Below are 26585 nucleotides of genomic sequence, written 5' to 3' on the forward strand. Positions count from 1 at the left end.
TGCTAAACCTGAGTAGCACTAAACTATGTATGAGCAGAATACTGAAGAGATTTTAACGAACCGACGCAAGATCCACTCAGTCGGTTCGTGAGGCACGATCATCAATAATTATTTGATGCCTGCAATATCTCTTAAAATTTTAACAAATGAGTCCTGTTCATCTTTCGAGTATTTTGCTAAGACTTCATTTTGATGGCTGTCAGCAATATCAAATAAATAATGCGCCGTTTTCTTGCCCTTATCGGTTAATTTAAAGAAGCCATCATTCTCAACCAAAAGCTCATCTTTTTTCAGAATTGCAGCTGCTTGCTCCACTTCACGCATTGGCATTGCAATGTCGCGCGGCAAATCAGCTTTGCTTGAAGCCGTACCACTGCCTAAAACCAGCAGCAAACGCGCTTCACTGGTTCTGAAACCCGTGACCAATTGCTTTGGAATATAGTCATTTTGATAGAATTTAAACGCGCGGCTCATTAAATAGCACACATTGCGGTGCAAATGCCCTTGATGCATTTCACCAACACCCTCTGCATCAAGATCGGCAGAGTCTTTCACTTGCAATAATGGATGCGGCGTCACACCAGAGTAAGCGCCTTGATGATAAACCAGCGGGCTGCGGCCTTCATCATGGAAATTCACCACTTTACCGACAATAATCCAATGATCACCGCCTTCTAAAATTTGGTGGCGCTCACATTCAAATACTGCAGAACAATTGTCTAAAATTGGCGCTGTTCCAGCACCTTCACGATAGCTGGTCCCTTCGTATTTATCGATATTGCGGCGTGAAAATTTATTGGAAAGTTCAATTTGCGAACCCGATAAAATATTCACAGCAAAATGTGTAGCTTGCTCAAATACATGAAAGCTTGAAGAGTTTTTATCAATACTCCACAAAATCAAAGCAGGATCGAGTGATACAGAGTTAAAACTGTTTGCTGTCACACCCACTTTTTCACCTTCAGCATTTTGTGCAGTCATGATGGTCACGCCTGTCGCAAAATTGCCTAAAGCACGGCGGAATTTCATTGGATCAATTTGCACATTATCCATGGTTTTTAATGCGTTCATTTTATTCTCTCCTGAATTTTTTGTCCTAATTCCATAAGGACTCGATCAACCGAAATACTTGATAGCCTGTTAAATATCGAGCACTAATCGCGCTGATTTTGATCTCGAACAGCACACTAAAATTTGCTCATTACTGGCTTTTTCTTCATCCGTGAAATACACATCTCGGTGATCTGGCTCGCCTTCAATCACATCGCACATACAGGTACCGCATACGCCCTGCTCACACGACATTTCAATCTCAATGCCTTCACGCGCCAAGGCTTGTAAAATCGTTTCTTCGGCATTCACCATGATGATTTTGCCGCTTTGCTGTGCAACGACTTCAAATGCATCGCCGCCTGTTTCAACTTCAACCTGAAAATATTCTTTATGAATCTGATGCTCAGGAAAGTTTTGTGTCGCAGCTAAATTAATCACCCAGTCCATAAAGCCGTTTGGACCGCAGGTATAAATATGGCTGGCTGAATCAATATCTTTAATTGCCGCTTCAAAGAACTCGCGGTGGCTTGCGCCTTCCGATTTAAAATGAAACTTTGTGAATGCAGCGAGTGCGCCATTTTTAATTTCATCCACAAATGCACAGCGTTCAGGGCTTGCACCGCAGTAATGCAGTTCGAAAGAAGCGCCTTCTTGCGCCAGCTGATAGGCCATGGTAATGAGTGGGGTAATTCCAATCCCGCCGCCAATCAACACACTATGTTTTGCTGGAACTAAGGGAAATAGATTTTTAGGTTCACTGACCTGAATTTGCATGCCGTCTTTTAAGTCATCAAAGGCAGAAACTGAACCGCCGCGTGACTCTGGATCACGTAAAATCCCTAAGCGGAACACCCCGTGCTGACTTGGGTTTTGACACAATGAATATTGGCGCACCATGCCATTTGGCAGATGCACATCAATATGCGCGCCTGCTTCAATTTTTGGCAAAGCTGTAGAGGTTGCCGATTCAAACTCCATGACTGCAACATTTTCACCTTCTACATGACGGTTTTTGACAACAACATTATAAAGTGTAGTCATGATTTTTCTCCCTCTTATGCGCCGCGCCCAAAGGCTTAACGCATAAATAATCCACCGTTAATATCCCACGTTGCGCCTGTTACAAACGCAGCATTCGGGCTTGCCAACAATCCACACGTTTCAGCAATAAATTCCATGCTGCCTAAAGCCTTGACTGGAATATTCTGAATAAACTGCGCCATTTTTTCGTCCGACACCACGCTATGTACAATTGGTGATTCCATCGGCCCCGGTGCTACGGCATTCACCGTTACGCCTTTTGCTGCAAATTCTTTGGCAAAAATTTTGGTCAAAGTCACAATGGCGCCTTTGGTTGCGGCATAGTGCGCGCCTGTTGCCGTGCCGCCATTTTGTCCAGCCAATGACGCCATATTGACGATACGTCCATAGCCTTTATCCGCCATGTATTTACCGATGATCTGGCAGGCTTGGAACGTACCGCGCTGATTGACTTGCGTCACCCAGTCAAAATCTGCAGCTGTAATGTCTAAAACAGGCGTTGCCTTAGTCACTGTTGCATTGTTAATCAACACATCAAGCTTAGAAAATTTTTCCTCAATCCATTGCACAGCGGCATGAAAATCAGCCTCAATGGAAATATCCAATTTCAAAGGAAACATCTGCGCTGCATATGCGCTTCGCGCCTTAGCATTTTCAGCTTTTTCCAAAGTGCTTGCCGATAAAATGACTTGATGGCCTTGACTGGCAAAATACTCCGCAATGACATTTCCCAAACCTGAAGCAGCACCAGTCACTAAAACAACGTGTTTCATATTTCTCTCCTAGAGAATGTAACTGATACCTGCCAAAGTATCGGTAGAGTTAACTAAGTTAATAATTTTACGGTTGATTTTAAAACCTTGTTCGCTATCACGCACCAAATGGAAAGTCACATCCGCGGTGTAATGCTTTAAGTTTTCCTTACGGAATTCACGCAAGTTTTGCGCGCAACGTAAAACAATTTCACCATCTTCATCTTTCACAATGCGAACTCGAGAAACACTGCGTACCGTTTTGGCTTTTGGCGATGTTGAAATCGCCTCGCCATTTTCTAGGCGGTCTACACGCAATTTACGCATATGGTGATTGTCATAGGCATAGTTCAAATTATTTTCGTAATCCGTCAATGCTGGATCGATTGGAATGATATACACGCCTTTTTCATTCCAAAGGTCTAACCATGCGCTATGTTCAGAATGGTCTAACATATCGGCTTCAGCCCAAACAAAAGCCGTAACTTCATTCAATAAATTTAAATCAATTTTCATGGCGCTCTTCTCCTTAAGCCGTCATCAACTTTTTCCACTGCTGATAAGCAGCTCGCATCCCTGTTTCCGCACTCACATCACTTTTTAGACCATCTTCAGTTTTAACTTCACCCGGCAAGCCGCGGTTCAGCATGATCCATAAATCCTCTCCTGCGCTTGCACCGTGCTGCACACGCTCCCAAGCTTCAGCATCATCTGGTGTACCAAAACCAAATGGGCCTTGGAAATGTTCATGCAAACGTAAGCGGTATTGATTCGCGACTTGCGGACCGCCATCCATGGTAATCACTGAGTGATGAATTTCGGTTTTATCCACTGAAACCGGCTGCATAACCCGGAAGAATGCCATTGAGCAGGCAATATTCGGGAAAATGTTTAAGTTAAAGCCTGAACCGCCCACAGCGCGTACAATACGGCGAACTTCCAGTTCTTCATGACCTTCATCACGCAAAGCTTGTGCAAGATCTTCAAAACGCTCCTGAATTGGACGTTCTAATAAATCTTCTTCCAGATCAACCAGTTCAGGAATCATCACCATCACACTATGGCCATTGCCCAAATCTTCGACATAACCCGGCTGGTTTTCAAAGTTGAAGAGTTCTTCGGTTTTTTCATCCACCGAGCTGAGGAAGGATTTGTGCACCAACGGGAAGTGATAGGCATCAGTGGTATTTTCCAGCTGGATTTTCCAGTTGCCCGGGAAAGTAAAACGGTGTTCGCCCAAGACTTTCACTGGATAGCCCGCACCTTGTTTCATAAACAAGTCGATCCATTTTTTCGCAGCGCCGAGGAAGTCTTCCAAAGGTTCTACATCATGATTGAATGATGCGAAGATCATGCCGTTGTATTCTTCAACACGCAGGCTGATCAATGGAAACTCTGATTTGTCCAAGCACTCACCATAGCTTTCTGGCGATGGAACACCGCGTAAACTGCCATCCAGCGCATAGCTCCAGCCATGATACGGACAAACAAAACTGTTGGTTTTGCCTTTTTTATGTTCACAAACAGTCGCAGCGCGATGGCGGCAGCGGTTCAGCAATACATGAACTTTTTTCTTGCGGTCACGCACCGCAACCACAGGCTGCTTGCCAATATTCATGGTCTTATAGCTGCCCGCATCTGGGATTTCACTCGCGTGTGCCACCCAAACCCATGTTTTATAAAAAATCTTGTCCATTTCATCTTCAAAGATTGCAGCATCTTTATATAAAGAGGTATGCGCTCGATCACTTTGAACAAGTTCGCTGTAATCAATATCAATGTTTTGCATTGGAATGATACTGTTCATGTTAATTATCCTTTTTCATTAATCCTTGGTTTAATTTTGGCTTGGCACAGGCAATTCAGCAGTGCTGTTCCAGTGTGTCACTGGACGGCTAAAAATATTTTCAGTCTGGAAATGTTTGATTTTCCAACAACCATCTGCCTGCTGCCGAAACTTCACGCTGAGTTTTGCTGCATTTAAATGGCTGCGACCATCGCGAAAAGTTGAAGTTTGCAGCATCAGCCAAGAGGCATCAGCTTGCTGCTGTTCTACATAAATTTGTTCTGAGCTCACAAAGTGGGCATTCATGACAAAATGCGATTCTTTTTGGGTATAGCTTTTGAACATGTCATAAATCGCTTGCCATGAATCGTAGCGTCCAAATGACTTGGCATATTTTTCACCAATCCCTTCCCAAATACTGTCTTGATCGAATAACGCCATCAGTTCATCAAGATCCGTATTGGCATCCAAAGCATCACAGATTTCCATATAGCGGTTGATGCAATTGCGGATCGCTGCATCTGCTTCAAGTTTGGCTAAGCGGGTTAAGATTGTCGTCAAATCCATGTCATTCATCTTCAAAACTCACTTGTTTGCACAGCGCTTATAAATAGCCAGGAGCTGGTTTTAAACCAAAGCTCACCGAACCTGCATTTTGCAAAGTGACATCACCCATAAAGGCATGCTGCGTCACCACATTGGTGTCGTTGACAAAACGGCTAAATACGTTATTGGTATAAATCGCGGTCATACCTGCCAGCATTTGCATTTTGCGGGTAACTTTGGCAGCGATACGCGCAGCATGGGTACAGGACAAGCGCATATCACTGATTTGTTCATCGGTCGGTTTTTGCCCAGCAAGAACTTCGTTCCACACCGCATCCATCGTTTCATAGAACCATGTGCGCGCTGCCTTAAACTCTGCTTCAACTTGCGCAAACTCATATTGAGTGACAGGACGATTGGCAATTTCTGCGCCGCCTGTAATCGATGCTTTACCGGGTGCAAGCTTTTTAAACTCATCCAAAGCTGCGGCTGCAACACCAATCCCCACAACAGTTAAGACTTGCGTTGCCAAAGACAGTGACGGATATTTAAAAAATGGCTCAGGCAATTTCGATGGTTCACCGCGAACGAATGTCCATTCTTTCGCAACCAGCACATCTTCAACCACCAAGTCATGGCTACCTGTACCTTTTAAGCCTACAGTGTCCCAAGTCATATCAATTTTGGCTTTTTTCGCAGGCATCACAGCCATACGCGGCAAACCTTGTGATTCATTGTCTTTGCGCGGAGAAATCCCCACACCTACAATATCTGCGCCCATGCAGCCACTGGAAAATTTCCAGCGTCCTTTCACCATCACCCCTTCATCGGTAATTTCAGCAGGCTGCGGTGGGAAAATACCGCCCGCAAACACAATATCAGGCGTGTCTTTATATAAAAGCTGCAGTGTTTCTTCTGGCAAACTGCCTAAATATGCTGGGCTCATGCCGAAGCTTGCGACCCAGCCGACCGAACCATCCGCCATCGACAGTTTTTCAATCAATTCACAAAATTCGCGCGGTGAAACTTCCAAACCGCCAAAACGTTTCGGCACAAGCGCACGATACACACCGAGCTGTTTAAGCTTATCGATGATGTCTTGGCTCACATAAGCTTGCTGGTCAAATTCACCAGTCACCGCTCGCTCACGAATTTCACTGCACAATGCGTCAAAATCAATTGCCGCTGTATTGTCAGAACTAAATCCTTTAGATAAATCATTCATTACCTAACTCCTTGTAATTTATTGCGCTGCCTTCACGACAAATTTTGCAATTGCACACAGCTGCTCATCCGCATTACGTTTGGTTACGATCTGCAGTCCAACTGGTAAACCTTGTTCTGTTTCTAATGGAATTGAAATGGCTGGATGCCCAGACAAATTAAATGGACGAACCAAACCCGTTAAGTTTAAGAATGCAACGGTATTTTCAGCATCGGCCACTTTCGGTGGAATTTGCGGCAGCGTCGGTAAAAGCAAGGCATCATATTGTTCAAGCAGCGCATCAATTTCTTGCGTAAACTCAGCTTTCACTTGTTCAGCTTGCTGAACCTGCTCCAAGGTTGTTTCTGCTGTTTTCAATAAACGCCCTTGAACATCTGCACCAATTAACCCTGTTTTGGTCAACTCGCCATAGGCCTGCCAGTTTTCATAATTGATCATTTGCATGCCTGCATGAAAGGCCTTTTCAAAAGAGGCAGCGTCCACAGGCTCAAGCAGCACATTGGCTTGCTTTAAATAGTTTTCAATACATTCTGTGACTTCTGTTTCAGCCTGAACCTTAAGCCAAGCCAATTTTGGTGCAGCAACGCTGTCTTGCGCTGTAAATGTCGGATCAATGATCTGCATTGCGGTTTCGATCATTTCAACTGAATTGGCGAATGGCCCAACACAGTCCAGCGAACTTTGCGCCGGATGTACGCCTTGACGGCTAACTCGACCAAACGTCGGCTTTAAACCATATACGCCGCAGCAAGCAGCAGGCATGCGAATCGAACCGCCCGTATCTGTGCCCAAGGTAAAGTCTGCAAGATTGGCCGCGACCGCAGCAGCCGAGCCGCTAGATGAACCGCCCGGAATCAGTTCAGGATATTTAGGATTTACAGGTGTGCCATAGGCATGGTTAATGCCGGTAATGCCAAAGGCCAGCTCATGCAAATTGGTTTTCGCTGTAATCTTGCAGTCCGCATTTAGAATATGCTCGACCACTTCAGCATTTCGAGCTGCCGGCGCAGTATCTTCCAAAGCACGGCTGCCTGAAATTGTTTTAACACCTTGAATATCTATAGAATCTTTCACCATCACGGTGAGTTTCCCTGATCCTAATTGAATATTCTCTGCCACAATATTCATTCACTTTTCCATGTATTTTTATCCTTAAAATAAATATCGTAAAATTCCGTGGAATTGTCAAGGGACTATTAATCAAATTAAGAAAGAAAATATTTCAATACTTTGTATAATGGACCTACATCTTGTTTATAAAGTCGCAATTTGACTATGCTTACTCACTTAGAACAGTTTTTGCCGAATAATGAACCTGACAGCTTGAAAAATTATCCTTTTTTCTGGATCTCTCAAGTGAATGGCAGATACAGCCAGCTTATTGAAAAATCTATAAAAAAATTAGGCATCGACAATACTCGCCGTAAAATTATTCTAAGCACCAATGCCTTAGGTCAAGCCAGCATTACTGAAATTGCAAATCTTTCTACCTTAAAACTGACTACCGCAACCAAAGCGGTTTACCGTCTGGTTGAAGATGATATTGTTGAAGTGTTTTCATCTGATCAGGACGAACGGATTTCAATGGTGAAGCTGACTGAAAAAGGGTATTCACTGGTTGAGCAAATTAATCAAATCAGCCAAGTGACGCTCTCTGGCATTTTGAACGCTTTTGATGATCAAGAGTTGAGCGACTTAAATGCGCAATTAAAGAAAATGTTTGATCTCATGCCTATGAGCTAAAAATCATTGAATCAAATACTTGAATAAAACCTAAATGCAAGCTCTAGTATTTAAAGCACTAAAAAAGCTCATCCTAAGATGAGCTTTTTTTTATTGAAATAATGGAACCGTTACAAGCAGCAGATTAATTTTTCAGCACATTAAATTTTGGCTTTAATTCGGCAGTTTCTATACGGTGATTAAAGGTATTTAAGACTTTCAGTTTGTAGGCATCGATATCCATGCTTTCATAGTCATAAAAACCTTGACCTTCACGCAAGCCATTGCGCTTATTCTGCATATTGTCTTCGATGATCTGCGGTGTACGATAGCGCTCACCCAGTTCTTTCTGTAAATATTGAGAAGCGTAATACAGAATATCTCCTCCGCCCCAATCAATAAATTCCAATAGACCGAGCACAGAGAAACGCAGACCAAAACCAGTACGGATTGCAATATCAATATCTTCAGCCGAAGCAACGCCCTCTTCCACCATCCGTGCGGCTTCATTCATCGCCAAGGCTTGAATCCTCGGCACGATATACCCTGCCTTGGCATTGCACACGACGGCAACTTTACCAATCGCAGTGAGGAAGGATTTGAGCTGTTCAACCGCAGCATCAGAAGTTTGTTCTGAACGGCTTAGCTCAACCAGCGGAATTAAATAGGCAGGGTTCAGCCAGTGCGCATTGACCACACGTTCCGGATGGGACAGCATTTGCGCAATATCCGTGACTAAAAATGTAGACGTAGTCGAAGCCACAATGCACTGCGGGGAAATATACTGATCTAACCAGCTGAATATTTCCTGTTTGGCCTGAGTTTGTTCAGGCACGCCTTCCATAATTAAATCGCACTGCGTTAAAAACGCAGTTGACTCTAATTTGGCCAAAATTTGGATATTCGCCTGAATCGTGGCAATTTGCTCGGCTTGAACAAATTGGATAGTCCGGAGCAAAGTTAACTCTTGAGCAAGATCTTGCTGAACTTGCTGCCGATATTGGATAAATTCTTGTTCCGGCCGTACTTTGGCATCGATTAATTTGACTTGCAGCCCGGCATAGGCAAAAGCAATCGCAATTGCCTTGCCCATGCGTCCTGCTCCAATCACTGCAACGTGTTGAATCTTGGACATTGCATCACACTCCTTGTTGCAGCACCGCTTGCATTTCCTGCTTAGATTTATGCGCTAAGCCTAAATTTTCTAAAGTACGGCCCTCAGCATATAAATCTCGGCCAGTAACCGCAGACGCAATATTTAATAAACCTTCTGCGACAGGGGTCGGTACACCCGCCCAACGGCCAACAGACACAATTAAAGATAAGCCTAGGCGTGTATCTTCAAGCATATAGCGATGTTCTTGCAGGTTAATGTCTTCACGCCAATCACCGCTGTCCGTTAATTTGCCGTGTGCACCGCGGCCATACATCCACTCGTCACCTTCGCCTTCTTTATTGTAATGGTCAGCCAGCGGGAAATGCGGCGCTGGATAGCCCAAAGCTTCACGGACACGCATACGCTCTGCATCGAGCTGATTGGTCACGCGGCGAATTGCCGGCTGAGTACCTTCATTATGAATATCCCATGCTTCAAAATGCTCTAATGGCCCTGCATTCATCATAATCAGCGGTGGATGGATAATTGGCCCGGCATTCATCAATGCCCCGCTTAATCCGTCTTCGATCGGCTCTACGCTCGGATAAGCTTGTTTTAAAATTTTAAATGCATGTTCGGATAAGCTGCTTGGGAACACGCCTGTCGGCAAACGGGTCGCATAACCGCTGACCACAATATGATTTACGTCATGTTTACGCACCAAATAAGGCAATGTGCCTGTTTCCGCAAATGCCACTTCCGCATTATTGCCGGAGTCCTTCATGGCTTTTGCAAAGACAAAACTTCCGAACGTGCCCGGCGGCAAGTACACTACTTGGCCGTCTTTAAAGTATGGCGCTGCTTGTTCAGCAAGATTCACATGCGTGGTTGCAGGTAATGGAATAATAATCAGCTGAGCATGGGCAATTGCTTTTTCTAAATTGTTTTGTAAATTAATTTGGCTGTTTTCAAAGCCCACAGTGACAGACCGTTCACCCTGAAAATCTTTGACAAAGAGCTGGCCTGTTGCAGCCAACGCATTCAATGCCTCTGCATCGCGGCGCCAGAGCACCACCTCATGCCCTTTTTCCGCCATTTCTAAAGCCGCTGCATAGCATCCGTGACCGCCGCCTAGTACTGTAATTTTCATGCTGAATCCTCCTGATTAACTGAATTCATCATAGAAAATTACTTCACTCATCACTTCCCCATATGCGAATGTACTATTCAATTTACGAAACTGAAATGTCTAGAATACCCATTAGGCCGCACGCATTTTTAAGGTTTGTGAAGGCAAGCAGCCGTAACGCTTTTTGTAAATCGTGGAAAAATGTCCAAAACTTTGAATTCCATTCTTGAGCAGAATATCCGTCACTGTTTCATTTTCATGGCTATTCAGCAATGCTTGATGCACCAGTTCAACACGCAGGTCGCGTATATATTCAATCGGTGTTTGCTGAAAATATTGGTTAAAGCCCTTTTGCAGCGTTCGGCCAGTCACACCGCAAAACTCACTTAAAGCAGGCAAAGCAATATTGTCTTTAATGTGATGCTGAATATACTGCTGGGCTTTTTTCATATACGCAGGCAGTACACGCTGCCGCTGTTCATTCAACTGTTGGCTATAATTATTCGGGACTTTTAACAAAATCAATTCAATTAAATATTGGGTAAAGCTCGCAGAAATAAAGCTCCAATTTTGAATGTTGTAATAGGCATGGCACAGATAATTCAGCGTTTCAAGAATGGAGCTTAAACCCTCATCACTACACGGCATGCCGCTGTCAAAAATTACAGCTTCTGTACTGGTATACCCCAGCATTTTAAAGAGCTGGGTTTCAACATCTTGCTGCGTTAATTTTAAAATAATATTGCGGCAGCGCTGATTGGTGATAATCCGGTTTTACTGTTCGGATGCGTCACGGTCATAATGCCAACTGACTGCAATACCTGATGCTGTGCATGCTCAACTTTGCACTGGCCTTCCAAGGTGATGCGAAACAAATAATTTTGTGCTGCCTTATCAATGGTAATTGCCACAGGCGCACTGTATTTCAAATCATACAGTGCCGAATTGCCAAAACTAAAGCCATTTAAGCGCGTATTTAAACTGGCAACCGCTTCAACATCAAACTGGTGCGGACATAAATAATGGCTGATCTGATCTTTAATGGTTTGATAATCATCTGAATTGAAAAGTAAAAATTCATCCAGATAATGCAAATGATTAAAATTAAGCAATTGACTCATCTCCGCACTCCATTGTCGGCTTTTTCTCAATGCAAAAGCCCATGTCTTGATAATGGGCAATTGCATATTTTATGGCTTAACTGCTTTTTCAGCGTTCAATTTAAGTTTTGGGCGAATGCCACCGCTTAAACCCAATGCTTTTAACAGAACATTAAGCAGAATGTTCTCGCTGCATACTGTCTGCAAAAGCCTTGCATCCTTTCTTTAATAAAACAAAGGACAATACGCAGGCAATGCCGCCCACGATGGATAACGATGTTCCAACCATCAGCGGGTTTTCAAAAATTTTATCTGTCACCAATGCAACCAAAGTGGTTCCAATCCCGACTGCTACCAAATTGCTGATCAGCAGGAAAATTGCCGAGATTTGCGCACGCAATTGGTTTGGCGCCAACATTTGCATTGCGGTTGTTGAGATTGGCATTGGGAACGATGCAAAGAACATTGCAGGTGCAAGCAACGTCACTGCTAACCAATATTCAGAGACTTGGGTAAAGGCCACTAAAGGCAATACCAAACCGACAATACCAATAACGCCAGTAATCATTGGCGCATCTTTACGACCTTTTTGAATCAGCCAGTCATTCAGCCAGCCCGCACAAAATACACCCAGTGTATTGGCAACCAGCAAAACTGTACCTAACATATAGCCGGCTTCAGTCGGCGTCATACTGAACTTGCGCATAAAAAATGCAGGCGACCAGCTGATTAAGCAATACAAAGCCATTGCATAGAAAGTAAAGCCTAAATAATGGCAAGTAAAGGTTTTACGATGCTTCTTCAAAAACGTAAATGCGGCACGGATGGTGACTTTTTCAACTTCACCTTCCGCATTTACACTTTGCCCTTTACGCTTTGGATCACGCACCGTCAAAATAAATAATAGGCCAATGAATATCCCTGGCAAGCCAACCAAAATAAAGGCCATTTGCCATGCTTTTACAGCGCCAAAAACTGGAATCTCGATGAGGCTTAAATCTTTCAGCAAACCAATCACATAGCCGCCGACTAAAAATGCGACACCGCCGCCCACAAAAGAGCCAATCGAGTACACTGCGACTGCGCGGCCCAATTTGTCTTTACTGAACATATCACTGAACATCGAATATGCAGCAGGCGATAAAGCGGCCTCTCCAACACCAACACCCATTCGGCTAAAGAAAAGCTGAATAAAGTTTTTACTTAGTCCGCAGAGTGAGGTGGCAATGCTCCAAAAAATAATCCCGACTGCAATAATTTTTGGACGTGAAAAACGATCTGCTAAGTAAGCCAGCGGCAAGCCCATAAAGGCATAGAACAATGAAAATGCTAAACCGTGCAATAAACTGAATTGAGTATCAGAAAGGTTTAAATCGGCTTTAATGGGCTCAATCATTAACGCTAAAATTTGCCGATCAATAAATGAAAAGATATAAGCCAACATGCAGAGTAAAACCACATACCATGCATATACGCTCGATTTATTATTTACAGCTACCGCTCGATCACTGATAGAACTATTCATGTAACGCAATCCTTGTATGATGACTCATCTTCCTCATAAGTCATATTTCCTTGATTTTCTTGATCTAAACAAGAAATGATGTGTTCACGATAAACCTTTAACCGCCAGCGCTTTCAATGCGCTCTTCCTAGCGAGATTTATTGTTGAATCTAAAACGTCAAACTCCGTGACTCTGTATATAGAATATATTTACTTTTACATGTATATTTCCACATATTTTTAAGTATAAAACCATACCTTTTTGATTGGTTTTTGTCATTAGATATCTTTTAGATCACATTATTTTTTACAAATTTTATTGAATTTTACATGGATTTTTGATTTATTGTATTTACAGATATCTTTTATATAAGGAAATAACTCATGGCACTTTCTCCGGAAAAGGCAGTCGAAAGTATCCATACGATGCATGTTTTGATTGAAAAAATTTTTAGCGGCAAACATGCGGCAGAAGACCTTCCCCTGCTGATCGATTATTTTTCTGATCATTTTGAAATGGTCGGCGCAGCTGGAAAACGGATTCCATTGCAGGAAGTTAAAGGCTTATTCGCCAATAATCAGGGAAAAACGCCTGATATTCAGATTGAAATTTATGATGAACATATTTTGATGCAAAAGCCAGATACAATTGTTCTGACCTATACTGAAAAACATACCAAAGCTTCTGGTGTTCTGATTCGACGCTCTTGCGCACTCATTGAAGAAATTGATGGAAAAATGCTGTGGAGCTATTTGCAGGAAACATTTTTAGCCTAAATATTTTTTTAAAGCTATAAGACATTGCAATCTAATATTTTATTGAACCGCTTAGAACGTGTCTTCATCTTCATCCGCTTTGCACAAAACAAGCCTAGAACATCCTAGGCTTGCAGTTATGCGCCAGTTTTTAAAATCAGCAATGGATTGATGGTCATCAACGTCCATGGTGGCGATTCACGAATTTAAAGCCAATCTATCCAAATGGAAAGCTATTCTTTCCTCGCATGAATCGCCTGCTTTTTTAAACGGTAATCCAAAGCCGCCCGGCTGATGCCCAAAACACGGGCTGCTTCAGAGACATTATGATTCACCTTTTGCATTGCAATATGAATCAGCCGCCGTTCATGATCTTCCAGACAAAAGCCATCCTGTATCACTGCATTTAAATCTACACGTTCAGGCTTTGATTCAATCTCTTGCTGAATTTGAGGAAATAAATGATGGAGTTTAATTTCCTGCTGATGGTCGGTCAGCAGCGTCGCCCGCTCCAGCAAGTTTTCAAGTTCCCGAATATTGCCAGGCCATTCATAGGTCATCACAAAGTTTTTAGCTCTATCGCTTAAACCTTTTAAGGTCTTACCGTACATATTTTCAAACCGTGATAAAAAGTGCGCAATCAGCAATGGAATATCGTCACGACGCTCCCGCAGCGGCGGAATAATGACAGGAAAAATATTCAGCCGATAATACAAGTCCGCCCTAAACTTTCCGTCTTTTACCGCTTGCTCCAAATCCTCATTGGTGGCCGCGACTAGACGGACATCCGCCTTTCGGGTTTGATGATCGCCCACCCGCTCATATTCCCCTTCTTGCAGCATCCGCAGTAAAGCAGCCTGCGCGCGCGGTGAAAGCTCAATCACTTCATCCAGAAAAATGGTTCCGCCATGCGCGCGCTCAAACTTTCCGCTTCGGGTTTGCGTGGCGCCGGTAAAAGCGCCTTTTTCAACACCGAAAAGTTCGGCTTCAATGAGATCCGGCGGAATACACGCGCAGTTGACCGCAACAAAAGGCTGCCCTTTACGGGAGCTGCCTTCATGAATCCCCCGCGCAAACGCTTCTTTCCCCACGCCGGTTTCACCCTGCAGCAAGACCGCCACTTTACTGCCGGCCGCCTTTTTCAAAAGATCGCATACTTTTCGATAAGCTGCTGATTCTCCAATTGAATTAAACATGGTGTAGTCGGCTTCGACATCTGTATAGATATTTTTCTTTAACTCATTCAATTCGGCTTGCAAGGCAATTAATTCATCCGAAACCGGGTCTGGCGACATAAACTGAATCAGTTCATCGGCATTTTGCCATTCCTTTAGTGGCTTGCCGATAATGCGGCAGCAAGCATCGCCTTTCGCCACGCAATGGGTTTCTTGATAAATAATGGTTTGCCCCATGACAAAACTGCTATAGCCGCAGGCATAGCCCAGCAGCATCCAGCAGGCGGACTCTTCAGAAGCTCCGAATTCACTCAAATGCACTTCGGCTTCAAAGGAATTGCGCCAATTAAAATCTGCATAAAATTGATGTTTGTCATGGCTGAGCTGAAGTTCATTTACTTCCACTTGCACCATGCCGCGGATGCCGTGCATTTGCGGCCCAGCCATAAAAGCTTCGGCTTCATTGAGATTGGGGCGCAACTTTGAAGTCACTTCAGCATCCCGTACACCGGCTTGATAGCCCAGCCGAATGAAAAAGCGTTTGGTGCGCTCCCAGCCCAGCATGTTGTACAAGTCTTTTCTTAAAAACCCCATGATGCTGGTATGTATCAGCAGCATCCGGTTTTCTTCAAACCAAATTTTGCCATGCTGGCTATCAAACTGAATTTTATCCAATAAATCTTGAATATCTTTGTTCTTTTCCAAAATTTGCGTATAAAACTTCGCGTCTTTGGCTTGAGGCATGACTGAATATCCATCCTTGGCTACAGGTCGATTTCTTATCTTACTCAATTCCGACTGAAAAGCTGCACTATCTTATCGCTATAACTTCATACCTTTAAAGTATTTAAATATTAATATTTTAAAATCATAAGGATATGAATATTTTTAAAGCATGCTGCGGCGTCAACGGCAGCTCATCATGTTCGTTGAAATCAGTCCATTATTTTTCAAGTTTCCGCTTCTGCCCTTCATGATTTGATGAAATCCAGCATTTCCATATTCATCATTCGATGAAGTTTTATTGCCAAAATAATTTTTTAAAAACCCAAAAAACCATAAACACATGATTAGTAAACATTAATTAAAGTTGGCATGACTTTTGATAGATCACAGACAAGGAACAAAAGATTGTGTCACAGCTGAAATGATTTCAGCGCAGAGATAAAAGGATTATCTACATGGCTCAAGCACCGCAACCAGATCAGCTGGTCAAATATATCCGCATTACCGGCGACCGGAATGCCAAATTTGTCGAATTTGATTTTGCGATTCACGACCCAACGCTGTTTGTTGAGTTGATTCTTCCTCAACAAGCATTCCAGCATTTTTGTGAAATTAACCATGTCGTTGAAATGACCCCTGAACAGCAAGCTTGGAACGATGCTCAGGAAGATAAATGGCGTTATGGCGTTGAACCCACCGTTTTAAATCATGCCCGCAATTCTGATCAAGATGATCAGGCTTAAGTCTACAAGGAGATCGTAATGACTTTAGAAATTAAAACATCCAGCTTAGAACCGATTCGTCAAACCTATGCCTATATCGAACGCCGTTTTGGTGGCAAGCCGGCGACGCGTTATCAAGAAGTGAGTTTTGATGTACAAGGTGCAACCAACTTCCATTACCGCCCCTTGTGGAAACCAGACAAGACTTTAAATGATCACACCCATACTGCCTTAGTGATGCAAGACTGGTATGCCTTTAAAGACCCGCGTCAGTTTTATTATGGCGCCTATGTGCAACATCGCGCACGTATGCAAGATTCCGCCGAAAGTAATTATTCATTTTTTGAGAAACGCCAGCTGGTTGAAAACCTAAGCGATGAGGTGAAACAAAAAATCATCAGCTATTTATTGCCTTTTCGTTATGTCGAACAAACAGCGAACCTGCACATGATGTCAGGCAGTGCTTATGGTTATGGCACTGTGATTACTCAGGCCTGTATTTTTGCAGCCATGGACCGTCTAGGCATGGCGCAGTACATTTCGCGTATTGGCTTAATGCTGGATGGCAACACAGGCGAATCCTTACAACAAGCCAAAGAGGCTTGGATGAATGATGCTGCTTGGCAGCCCCTACGTAAGCTTTGTGAACACAGCCTCACTGAACAAGACTGGTTCAAGCTCTATGTCCTGCAAAATCTGCTGATCGACAGCATGTTACAAGAACTGGTATTTGGCCGTTTAGATCAATGGTTGGTTGAACATGGCGGCCGAGATATTGCCATTCTGACTGAATTTATGAAGGACTGTTTGACCGATTTAAGAAAGTGGTCTGACACGGTTTTAAAAACCGCAGCAGCAGAGTCTGAGGACAATAAAACCCTGATTCAAGCGTGGATTGCAGAATTACTGCCACAGATCAAACAGGCTTTTGGCACTTGGGCAGAAGCAGCGCTCCCTGATGCTTCCATCGATGATGCACTCAACACCGTTTTTGAGCGCAGCAAAAAAGCAGGTTTCGTTTTAATTGATTCAGCAGCATAAGGAAGAGCCGACATGACATCTAAAGTTTATTTAGCATTACAAGATAATGATACCTCTCGCTACATCATTGAAGCGATTGAGCAGGACAATCCTGATGCCACGATTCAGTACTTGCCGGCCATGATTCGAGTCGAAAGTACTTCAGCACTGACTATTCGCGCAGAAACCGTTTCTGAAAAACTTGGACAAGATTGGGATATTCAGGAACTGCAACTCAACATGATCACATTGGGTGGCAACGTCGATGAAGATGACGACAGCTTCACTCTGAAATGGAATTAAAAATTTAGGCCGCTTCTACGCCACCGTATTTAGATATTGAACAGGATGATCAACATGAATACCGATGTTAAAAACACTAAAACTGCTGCAAAAACAGCAACAAAAAAACTGAATGCCAAAGACCGTTACCGTATGCTAACCCGTGATCTGGACTGGGAATTTTCCTATGCAGATCGTAAAGATGCTTTTCCATATGAAGAGTTTGAAGGCATTAAAATCACCGACTGGTCAAAATGGGAAGATCCGTTCCGTTTAACCATGGATTCGTACTGGAAATATCAGGCGGAAAAAGAGAAAAAACTGTATGCCATTTTTGATGCCTTTGCACAAAACAATGGGCAAATGAATGTCAGTAATGAACGCTATTTAAATGCCATTAAACTGTTTTTAACAGCTGTAACACCTTTGGAATATCAAGCTTATCAAGGCTATGCGCATGTGGGCCGTCAATTTAGCGGCATCGGCGCACGTATTGCATCGCAAATGCAATCGATTGATGAACTGCGTCATGTACAAACCCAAATCCATGCCATGAGCCATTACAACAAGTTCTTTGATGGCTTCCAAGATTGGGCGCACATGCATGACCGTGTTTGGTATTTATCAGTTCCAAAATCATTCTTTGAAGATGCGCGTTCTGCTGGGCCATTTGAGTTCTTATTGGCGATTAGTTTCTCCTTTGAATATGTACTAACCAACTTATTGTTCGTGCCATTCATGTCAGGTGCAGCGTATAACGGCGATATGGCCACCGTAACCTTTGGTTTCAGTGCGCAGTCCGACGAAGCACGTCACATGACCTTAGGTCTGGAAATCGTCAAATTCCTATTGGAGCAACACGAAGACAACGTGCCAATCGTGCAGGAATGGATTGATAAATGGTTCTGGCGCGGTACTCGCCTGCTGTCGATTGTCGGCATGATGATGGATTACATGCTGCCAAATAAAGTCATGTCATGGAAAGAAGCGTGGGAAACCTATTTCGAAGAAGCTGGCGGTGCATTGTTTAAAGACCTCAGCCGTTACGGTATTCGCATGCCGAAATATTCAGACGTGATTGTGAAAGAAAAAGAGCATATTTCGCATCAAGCATGGTGGATTTTCTATAACTTTGGTCATGCTGCCGGTTTCCATACGTGGATCCCAACCGATGAAGAAATGGATTGGTTATCTGAAAAATATCCAGACACCTTCGACAAGTATTACCGTCCGAAATGGGAACTGGCGCGTAAGTTGGAAGCTGAAGGTAAACGCTTCTATAGCAATGGCTTACCGCAACTGTGTCAAATCTGTCAGATTCCAATGACCTTTACCGAAATGAATGGCGACCCGACCATCTTCAGCTACCGCGACAGTATTTATAAAGGTGAGCGTTACCACACCTGTTCAGATGGCTGTCATGACATTTTCGAACGTGAGCCTGAAAAATATATTCAAGCTTGGCTACCCGTGAATCAAATCTTACAAGGCAACTGCGGCGGCCCTGATTTAGAAAGCATTTTACGTGACTATTACAACTTTAACGTTGGTGCAGACAACCTCGATATTGAAGGTTCTCCAGACCAAGAACGTTGGAGAAAATGGAAAGGCCACGTCGCTTAAAGAATAAAGGATCAAAAGTCATCTCATCGATCAAAAATTTGAGATGGCTTCACACTCAAGGAATTTAGGAGTTTTCTCATGCCAGTACAAGCCATTCAACAAGATTATGAATTTGATGCACTTGATGCACAAAAAAATTACGGCGACAACATGTTGCTCTATGTGGGATGGGATCATCACACGCTATTTTGCGCTGCACATGCTTTTGTGGTTTCACCGCAACAAAGTTTACAGGACTTGATTGATCAGCAAATTCAGGCCGGTTTCAATCAACATCCAGACTTTGAACATATCGATTGGTCAAAAGTGCAATTCACCTTAAATCGTCAATTATTAACCGATGTAGATTTTTCCAAGTCTTTGGCTGATTTAGGTTTTGACCATAAATCACTCCTGCGTTTTGTGACACCTGGCCTAGATGGCTACAACGGCACGCATGTATAAAGGAGACGCACCATGAGTTATCAAGTCACGATCGAACCTGTGGGCATGACCATTGAAGTGGAAGAAGATCAAACCATTTTAGATGCGGCTTTACGCCAAGGGGTTTGGTTGCCCTTCGCCTGCGGTCACGGCACTTGCGGGACCTGTAAAGTTCAGGTCACTGATGGTTTTTATGATGTCGGCGAAGCATCACCTTTCGCATTGATGGACATTGAACGTGAAGAAAATAAGGTTTTGGCCTGCTGCTGCAAGCCCGAATCTGACATGGTGATTGAAGCGGATATTGATGAAGACGAAGATTTCTTGGGCTATTTGGTTCAGGATTATCAAGCCAAAGTCTTAGACATTAAAGACCTGTCGCCGACCATTAAAGGGGTTCGTTTACAGATTGACCGTCCAATGGATTTTCAGGCGGGACAATACATCAATATTCAATTTCCCGATATTGAAGGAACACGTGCTTTTTCAATTGCCAATTCACCGAGTGAATTGGGCGTGATTGAATTACACATCCGCCAAGTCCAAGGCGGTGCTGCAACCACCTATGTACATGAATCACTACAAGTTGGCGATGAACTAGATATTTCAGGGCCTTATGGACAATTCTTTGTGCGTAAGTCTGATGAAAAAGATGTCATTTTTATCGCTGGCGGTTCAGGCCTGTCCAGTCCGCAATCGATGATTTTAGATTTATTGGAGCAAAATGATCCTCGGACCATTTACCTCTTCCAAGGTGCGCGTGATGTGGCTGAACTTTATAACCGTGACATTTTTGAGCAACTAACCAAAGACTATCCAAACTTCCGTTATATCCCAGCACTCAATGCGCCTAAAGCTGAAGATAACTGGACGGGTTTTACAGGTTATGTGCATGAAGCGGTGGCTGATTATTTTGAAAATAAATGCAGTGGACACAAAGCTTATCTCTGCGGCCCACCGCCAATGATTGATGCAGCAATTTCAACTTTAATGCAAAGCCGTTTATTTGAAAAAGATATTCATACCGAACGCTTCTTAAGTGCAGCGGATGGTGCTACAGCAACTGCTCGTTCGGCATTATTCAAACATATTTAATGCATCGTAGCGTTGCTTGAAAGGTATTTAAAATTTCGATACTTCGATGCATGGAACCGATTTTTATGGATTCCCCCGCTTTCGAATGCTCTGTTGCATGTCCGTTGCAGCGCATTCGGAGTGAATACAAGCCATAAAGGTTTTTATTACTGTGGTATCGACCTCAAGCTGTGTCATCACAACATCATTGAAAAGGATTTTCTATGAAAAAACTGACTTTAAAACTCTCTTTGTCCCTGCTCATGGGCTTGAGCAGTACATTGGCATTTGCAACAGAAAATGGTGCCGATTCCTTTGCCCTAGGTGCTGAAGGCATGATGGCCGGTGCATTACCGCCAACGGGGGTATATTTACTGACTTACTATCAAAACTATCATGCCAGTCAGATGGACAATGGCCCTCCAAATTTTCATTTAGATGTGAATGCTGTTATTCCGCGTTTGGTCTGGATGACAGAACAAAATTATCTAGGTGGGCAGCTCGGCTTCTATGCTGCACAGCCCTTTGTTGATCTCAGACTCAGCGCCGCAGGTATGTCCGATCAGAACAGTGCCCTCGGTGATTTAATTGTCGGTTCAATGCTCGGCTGGCACAGTGGCAATCACCACTGGATTGGCGCAATTGAAGGTGTGGTCGCGACAGGAAAATATGATACGCCTACCGCAACTCAGCCTGTAGTTGCCAATATTGGTAAGAATTACAACACCATTCGCCCAATTATTGCCTATACCTATGCACCCGCAAATGGTTTAGACATTTCCACCAAACTGTCGTATAGCTTTAATGATGAAAATGACGACACTCATTATCAATCTGGAGAATATTTTGCCGGTGATTACAGCGTGGGCTATAAGCTGACAGAGCATGTCAAAGTTGCTGTTGAAGGCTATGCTTTTAAACAAACCAAGTCCGATAAATTACGAGATGAAAATATTGGCATGCGAGGACAAGTCTTGGCTGTAGGTCCTGCGATACAGTATCAAGATAAAAATTGGTCGATTGAAGCCAAATATTTAAAAGAAACCAATGTGGAAAATCGCCCTGAAGGACATACCAGCTACTTAAAGTTTGTTTGGGCTTTTTAACGGACTGAATTCTTATACTTCTTGAGGCATTTAAAGCGGGCTATTTTAATCTGTTAAAAAATAAGGGGCTGCGTTAGATGGACATTATGTTTATCTAGTTCAGCCTGTCATTAATAGGTGTAAAACTTGCGACAACAGCAGGATTAAATGAGCAACAAACATGTATTCGGCCATTTCAAAACTTTAAAATCTCCGTTGAACATTAAAGCATGACATTACAAAATAAACTTTAACGTTCCTAAACCTGATGGGCTTTATTGCAGAAACCTATCATTCACTGCTTATTCAACTATTTAATTTCTGAATGAAGAAGCCTGCACCGAAAATCTACCGTACAACTAATTGGCCCTCGTATAACCGAGCATTAAAAATAGATGAAACATCTCTATTTGGTTTAATCCAACGACTCACAGGTATGCTCAGCCACAAGTTAAGCATGGACGAAATCAAACCTATTCCGACACAGCAATTCAATGCTGTTTGATGATCAAATCTCTATTTCGATTTTCTTAGCGGATGGTCACAGGCGTTGTTCCAAGTCTCATTAAACTTTGCGGATTCGTTTGAATAGCTTCAGCGTACCCTACGCTTTGCAGACGGCAAAAGCATATTTCGATTGGTTATTAGAAAAACAGTGAGAGACTGGACTAACAAGATGATTAAGGTTATAAACCTATCACTAAAAACAGTTTTCCATATTGAACATCAGGTCACAAGATCCTTGACTGTTAACATCACCAAAGTGCATAACAAATCGGGAGAATATTAATTCTCCCAATGATGGATTTTTTACTGACCAAATAAGGCCTGAGTATAGTTTTCTGCCACCGCACTGCGTTGACCATTGCCATTAAAATAACGGTCTACATAACATTTCTGAGCTTGGGTGTCACAAAAAATACCGTTGGCAAAGGTAAATTGCGTGTGATTGAACTGGCCTTGCGAGAAAACTTTATTGGCTTGATCTTGACCAAGATATTTTTGAGTCAGCTCTTTCGAAATGCCCGCAGAATTGGCGCAAATATACTGATCGCATAAAGTGTGAGCTTCAGGCTGCTGTAAATCAATGCCTTGAATCGGCTGTTTAGGATTCATCGGTGTTGTTTGGCAACCCATTAAAAGTACCGGCAGACACAATAAATAAGCCATTTTTTTCATAATCTTCTCCAAATATAACCGTTAAGCTTTGCACAGCCTATTTGAGCATAACCTCACTCAAACATATGTTCTGTGCATTTTTGATATTCAAAATTTCAAGATCTCAGGGTCTAAAAATAATATCTGTATCATCAGAATAACCACATTTGAACACTCGTTCAAATTTAGTCTCAAAAAACTAAGCGTCTAATTCTTGCTGAATGATGGATAAAATTTGATGATGGAAGAAATCAGATCCAATCTCTTCAATGTCCAGATTGGACAAGCATTCCAGTCCTATGGCAAAAGCGATCAGCCTTAAGGCAATTTCATTGACCTAATCTAAGCGAAAAATAAACTCATGATTGATCAGCCCTGTATGTAATATTTCAATGATTGAATTTTGCCAAATTTTAATGGCTTGCGCATAGACTTGTTTAAAAATTGGATAGCTGTAGGCATTACGTTCTGCATCATGCCAAATGCCAAATGCCAAATGTCAAATGTAATATACGGCGTTTCAGAAATCGCCGCTTCTGAGCCGAGCAGATAAATCAGCTTTTCCCTGCAACTGCTATTTTCAGGAAATTGTTTTAGATTTAAATTTTAATGCACCAGCTTTAAAAAAACCTGAGACTTTAGGTCATGAATAGAATCAAAATGATAATGAATTTGACTTACTGAAAATTTGGCTTTTTCTGCTAATTTTCTGACAGTTAAAGCATTTAGCCCTTCAGACAAAACAAGTTTTATTGCGGATTCAATAATCTGTTGTTTTCTCTTATTTTTGCTTAAATAAACCATCTTCATAAAAGCCCAAATCATTTGGTTTTATTATATATAAATATCTTGCGAATGAGTTTTTTCAGGCTTGCTGCGTAATGCTGGCAATGGCTTGTTCAGCGCGATAATTCTCAGATGAATAGGCTTAAATCTAAAATGTATTGCGCTCACAATCGACCTGCTTCCAATCTCCCTCTTATCAATCGAGGGAAATCTCTGAATCTGCTTTAATTCCAATAATTAACAGGACACATCTGGTACATTCAATATCACGTGAATTAGGCGCATGCGCTTTGGACGGTAATACTTCCCATGGATGAAATAAATTTATAACGTTTGGCGTGCCGCATGCACAAGTTGCATCTTGAGTTTAAGCTATATGGGAAAGTTTTAACTTTTTTGAATTTTGATGCAATAAAACCATTTATAAGCAAAATTACTTGCTTTGGCATATTTTGCGTTATTTTTTTAGGTACAAAATTAATTTATAGCGCAATCTATAATGCATCAATGCCTGACAGATTGGAATGATTTTCTGCACATTCATGCAGGTTTTCAAAGGAAATTTAGTGGTAACAATAGCTTTATACGAATTTTTATATCGAAATGGTGCGCTCAGCGCGCACCGGAATCTGCTGCTATCATATTGTTTTATATTGATAAAAACAAAAGTCCATTGAGCTTTACCGTAAAAAATACCGTATAAATATTATTTACTTTTTTCATATTGCTAATTTGAAATTTATTGACCAAATTTTGATCCAAATCAGATTTAGTGTATTGAATCACTTAGAAATCTTGTTCAAATCCTAATTCAGGATTTGAAATGATGTACTGATTATATCAATATTAAAAGCACCATAAATAGGAATGATATAACATATCATTTCTTCAATATTCTTTTTTGATGTATCATTCTTTTAGACACATTCAGGGACAAGGTAATGTTTGAAATTATTGATGATTTAAAAAATAAATTAGATCAGCATCGCCCCCTATCACCAGCTATAGTAAAAAATTTACAAGAAGATCTTATTGTACGATGGACCTATCATTCGAATGCAATTGAAGGCAATACACTTACATTGCTAGAAACAAAAGTCGTGTTAGAAGGCATAACTGTCGGTGGGAAGGCATTAAGAGAACACTTCGAGGCAATTAACCATAGAAACGCTATTTATTACGTTGAAGATATTATTCGAAAAGAAGAACCATTTTCTGAATGGCAAATTCGCAATATCCATCAACTCATTTTAAAAAATATTGATGATGATAATGCTGGCCGCTATCGCCAACAAAATGTCCTAATCTCTGGTGCCACGTCTACCCCGCCTGATTACACATTATTAAATGACAAGATGGCTCAGCTAGTTGATTGGTATAGTAATGACGCACATAAATTTCATCCTATCGAACGTGCAGCCAAAGTACATGCTGATTTTGTAGGTATTCATCCATTCATTGATGGCAATGGCCGTACATCACGTCTATTGATGAATCTTGAATTGCTTAAAGCTGGTTATCCCCCTTGTGTAATAACAGTTGAAAACCGATTGGCCTACTATGAGGCCCTAGATCAATGGATGGCTTATGGAAAAACTGAAGCATTTATCCAGTTGGTTTCTGAAGCTGTACTTGAAGGATTTAAACCTTATCAAGTTGTATTGGGCATTTAATCGGCTTGATCGGTGTATTGATCCCTAGTACTAGATACCATCCACAATTGCATCTAAAATCATTTGTAAAATAAACTCATTAGATGCTGTAACACTGAAGATATGAGCGGTACAAAGAATATCGCTAGTGACTCATAAATCCGTGGTGATTTACTCAATCAATTTCAATCTGATGAGCGAACAGATTCTGTCTATACTGAGTTGTACGACACTATAGGCTGTAAATCAAAAACCTTTAGACTCAGCATTAAAAGCTTTTTTAATAGTTTTTCCTCCAAATTTATCCAATAAGATTGGATCTACAACATTTAGTTCAATAATACTCAACGCAGCATCTACCCAAAGTACCCGAAATGCAACTGTCATCAATTTGTAATAAAAATCGATTATATTTCGTGTGATAATGCAACTTTTATTTGCGAGTTTATAAATGTCAGACAAAATCAGCTTAGACTATTTAAATGAACTCATTCGTAATGCTGAGAAAAAAGATAAAAAAATTGACAAGATCTTATTAGGCTATAAGGCGTATTATTTTTTTATGTCTGACAGCGAATTCCATAAAGAAGTCACTAACTCTGCCCTTTCACCAAGTAAACGTAAATATAAAAACTATAAAATCAAAGTGACTCAGGACGAATATCAAATTGATTTAAAATTTAAGGAAAAATAAGCAGGATTGCTCTAATTCTCAGGTTTAAACTCTTTATTTATTGACAGCCATTATGATTAAAGCATCAAAAAAGACAATCTAGACATTAGATGACCTGTTGTACTTAAGATCGTTACCCGCCAATTCAACATCATCTGATACAATCAAAATAACGTTTCACGTATCCTGTGAACTCCTGTTTTCTGACCAAATAGCACTCCGATAGTGTCCTCTTAAAATTTATTGGACACTATCGTGGTATTAATGAGTTAGAAAAGTGGGGCTCAGCGGATGCTTACGATTAAACAAACGATCGAGCCATCCGTTACCCTGCTCACACCATGACGAATCAGCTTTAAAGATTACGCTGATTGACTCGTTTAGACAGTTCTTCAGCCGATTCTTTTCGCTCCGAATAACGGTTGGTCAAATAGGCACTCTGACCGCGAGTCAGCAAAGTAAACTTGTATAGCTCT

General features: G+C 42.0%; 25 protein-coding genes and 3 pseudogenes. 12 read left to right on the plus strand and 16 right to left on the minus strand.

What is annotated here, in order from left to right; all coding sequences use genetic code 11:
- Positions 1–108: 108 nt before the first annotated feature.
- The 8 genes from ACE3T3_RS08900 to ACE3T3_RS08935 all read right to left on the minus strand — a co-directional run bounded on the left by ACE3T3_RS08900 (position 109) and on the right by ACE3T3_RS08935 (position 7531).
- Positions 109–1071, minus strand: coding sequence for a p-hydroxyphenylacetate 3-hydroxylase reductase component (locus ACE3T3_RS08900; protein ID WP_374666079.1), 963 nt, complete (start codon positions 1069–1071; stop codon positions 109–111).
- Between the two features lie 69 nt (positions 1072–1140).
- On the minus strand, positions 1141–2094 hold the full coding sequence (locus ACE3T3_RS08905; RefSeq protein WP_019836949.1) for a PDR/VanB family oxidoreductase: 954 nt from the start codon (positions 2092–2094) through the stop codon (positions 1141–1143).
- Positions 2095–2129: 35 nt separating this feature from the next.
- Entirely contained in the window at positions 2130–2867 is a 738-nt protein-coding gene (locus ACE3T3_RS08910) for an SDR family NAD(P)-dependent oxidoreductase (protein ID WP_374666081.1), read from the minus strand.
- A gap of 9 nt (positions 2868–2876) precedes the next feature.
- Positions 2877–3362, minus strand: a complete 486-nt coding sequence (locus tag ACE3T3_RS08915) for an aromatic-ring-hydroxylating dioxygenase subunit beta (protein WP_374666083.1) — start codon at positions 3360–3362, stop codon at positions 2877–2879.
- 13 nt (positions 3363–3375) lie between these two features.
- Positions 3376–4653, minus strand: coding sequence for a Rieske 2Fe-2S domain-containing protein (locus ACE3T3_RS08920; RefSeq protein ID WP_374666085.1), 1278 nt, complete (start codon positions 4651–4653; stop codon positions 3376–3378).
- Between the two features lie 30 nt (positions 4654–4683).
- A complete protein-coding gene (locus tag ACE3T3_RS08925; protein ID WP_026438088.1) occupies positions 4684–5208 on the minus strand; it encodes a nuclear transport factor 2 family protein in 525 nt (174 codons plus the stop codon).
- A gap of 28 nt (positions 5209–5236) precedes the next feature.
- Positions 5237–6403 carry an acyl-CoA dehydrogenase family protein gene (locus ACE3T3_RS08930; protein WP_374666088.1) on the minus strand — a complete coding sequence of 389 codons (1167 nt, stop codon included), beginning with the start codon at positions 6401–6403 and terminating at the stop codon, positions 5237–5239.
- Positions 6404–6421: 18 nt separating this feature from the next.
- Positions 6422–7531: an amidase gene (locus ACE3T3_RS08935; RefSeq protein WP_374666090.1), complete on the minus strand. Its 1110-nt coding sequence runs from the start codon at positions 7529–7531 to the stop codon at positions 6422–6424.
- Positions 7532–7678: 147 nt separating this feature from the next.
- Here ACE3T3_RS08935 and ACE3T3_RS08940 point away from each other — a divergent pair, with 147 nt between their 5' ends.
- Complete coding sequence (locus tag ACE3T3_RS08940; RefSeq protein WP_019836956.1) at positions 7679–8146, plus strand: MarR family transcriptional regulator; 468 nt, start codon at positions 7679–7681, stop codon at positions 8144–8146.
- Between the two features lie 124 nt (positions 8147–8270).
- Here the strand turns inward: ACE3T3_RS08940 and ACE3T3_RS08945 are convergent, their stop codons facing one another.
- The 4 genes and pseudogenes from ACE3T3_RS08945 to ACE3T3_RS08960 form a co-directional block, all read right to left on the minus strand.
- Positions 8271–9260, minus strand: coding sequence for a 3-hydroxybutyryl-CoA dehydrogenase (locus tag ACE3T3_RS08945; protein WP_374666092.1), 990 nt, complete (start codon positions 9258–9260; stop codon positions 8271–8273).
- Between the two features lie 4 nt (positions 9261–9264).
- Entirely contained in the window at positions 9265–10371 is a 1107-nt protein-coding gene (locus tag ACE3T3_RS08950; RefSeq protein WP_374666094.1) for an NAD/NADP octopine/nopaline dehydrogenase family protein, read from the minus strand.
- A gap of 111 nt (positions 10372–10482) precedes the next feature.
- Positions 10483–11471: pseudogene (locus tag ACE3T3_RS08955) on the minus strand (AraC family transcriptional regulator).
- 151 nt (positions 11472–11622) lie between these two features.
- Positions 11623–12975, minus strand: coding sequence for a spinster family MFS transporter (locus tag ACE3T3_RS08960; protein ID WP_374666096.1), 1353 nt, complete (start codon positions 12973–12975; stop codon positions 11623–11625).
- A 363-nt stretch (positions 12976–13338) separates the two neighbouring features.
- Here ACE3T3_RS08960 and ACE3T3_RS08965 point away from each other — a divergent pair, with 363 nt between their 5' ends.
- Complete coding sequence (locus ACE3T3_RS08965) at positions 13339–13731, plus strand: DUF4440 domain-containing protein (protein ID WP_374666098.1); 393 nt, start codon at positions 13339–13341, stop codon at positions 13729–13731.
- Between the two features lie 212 nt (positions 13732–13943).
- Here the strand turns inward: ACE3T3_RS08965 and mobR are convergent, their stop codons facing one another.
- Positions 13944–15629: a phenol degradation transcriptional regulator MobR gene (gene mobR, locus ACE3T3_RS08970; RefSeq protein ID WP_374666100.1), complete on the minus strand. Its 1686-nt coding sequence runs from the start codon at positions 15627–15629 to the stop codon at positions 13944–13946.
- 437 nt (positions 15630–16066) lie between these two features.
- Between mobR and ACE3T3_RS08975 the strand changes: the two genes are divergently transcribed.
- The 8 genes and pseudogenes from ACE3T3_RS08975 to ACE3T3_RS09010 form a co-directional block, all read left to right on the plus strand.
- On the plus strand, positions 16067–16354 hold the full coding sequence (locus ACE3T3_RS08975; protein WP_374666102.1) for a phenol hydroxylase subunit: 288 nt from the start codon (positions 16067–16069) through the stop codon (positions 16352–16354).
- Between the two features lie 18 nt (positions 16355–16372).
- Entirely contained in the window at positions 16373–17374 is a 1002-nt protein-coding gene (locus tag ACE3T3_RS08980) for an aromatic/alkene monooxygenase hydroxylase subunit beta (protein WP_374666104.1), read from the plus strand.
- 12 nt (positions 17375–17386) lie between these two features.
- A complete protein-coding gene (locus ACE3T3_RS08985; protein ID WP_374666106.1) occupies positions 17387–17656 on the plus strand; it encodes an MmoB/DmpM family protein in 270 nt (89 codons plus the stop codon).
- 54 nt (positions 17657–17710) lie between these two features.
- Positions 17711–19258, plus strand: a complete 1548-nt coding sequence (locus ACE3T3_RS08990) for an aromatic/alkene/methane monooxygenase hydroxylase/oxygenase subunit alpha (RefSeq protein ID WP_374666108.1) — start codon at positions 17711–17713, stop codon at positions 19256–19258.
- Between the two features lie 78 nt (positions 19259–19336).
- A complete protein-coding gene (locus ACE3T3_RS08995) occupies positions 19337–19702 on the plus strand; it encodes a phenol hydroxylase subunit P4 (RefSeq protein WP_374666110.1) in 366 nt (121 codons plus the stop codon).
- Between the two features lie 12 nt (positions 19703–19714).
- Complete coding sequence (locus tag ACE3T3_RS09000; protein WP_374666112.1) at positions 19715–20776, plus strand: NADH:ubiquinone reductase (Na(+)-transporting) subunit F; 1062 nt, start codon at positions 19715–19717, stop codon at positions 20774–20776.
- 203 nt (positions 20777–20979) lie between these two features.
- A complete protein-coding gene (locus tag ACE3T3_RS09005; protein ID WP_374666114.1) occupies positions 20980–21861 on the plus strand; it encodes a transporter in 882 nt (293 codons plus the stop codon).
- A 304-nt stretch (positions 21862–22165) separates the two neighbouring features.
- A pseudogene (locus tag ACE3T3_RS09010) lies at positions 22166–22425 on the plus strand (transposase); the annotation flags it as partial.
- A gap of 225 nt (positions 22426–22650) precedes the next feature.
- Here the strand turns inward: ACE3T3_RS09010 and ACE3T3_RS09015 are convergent.
- Entirely contained in the window at positions 22651–23019 is a 369-nt protein-coding gene (locus ACE3T3_RS09015; protein WP_374666116.1) for a YcgJ family protein, read from the minus strand.
- A 585-nt stretch (positions 23020–23604) separates the two neighbouring features.
- On the minus strand, positions 23605–23808 hold the full coding sequence (locus ACE3T3_RS09020; protein WP_374666118.1) for a TetR family transcriptional regulator: 204 nt from the start codon (positions 23806–23808) through the stop codon (positions 23605–23607).
- 917 nt (positions 23809–24725) lie between these two features.
- On the opposite strand from ACE3T3_RS09020, the gene ACE3T3_RS09025 reads away from it, so the two are divergent.
- Positions 24726–25457 carry a Fic family protein gene (locus ACE3T3_RS09025; RefSeq protein WP_120366217.1) on the plus strand — a complete coding sequence of 244 codons (732 nt, stop codon included), beginning with the start codon at positions 24726–24728 and terminating at the stop codon, positions 25455–25457.
- A gap of 430 nt (positions 25458–25887) precedes the next feature.
- A complete protein-coding gene (locus tag ACE3T3_RS09030) occupies positions 25888–26130 on the plus strand; it encodes a hypothetical protein (protein WP_125625057.1) in 243 nt (80 codons plus the stop codon).
- Positions 26131–26464: 334 nt separating this feature from the next.
- Here ACE3T3_RS09030 and ACE3T3_RS09035 read toward each other — a convergent pair.
- A pseudogene (locus ACE3T3_RS09035) lies at positions 26465–26585 on the minus strand (arsenical resistance protein ArsH); the annotation flags it as partial.

The organism is Acinetobacter sp. (genome assembly GCF_041919735.1).
Taxonomy (GTDB): domain Bacteria; phylum Pseudomonadota; class Gammaproteobacteria; order Pseudomonadales; family Moraxellaceae; genus Acinetobacter.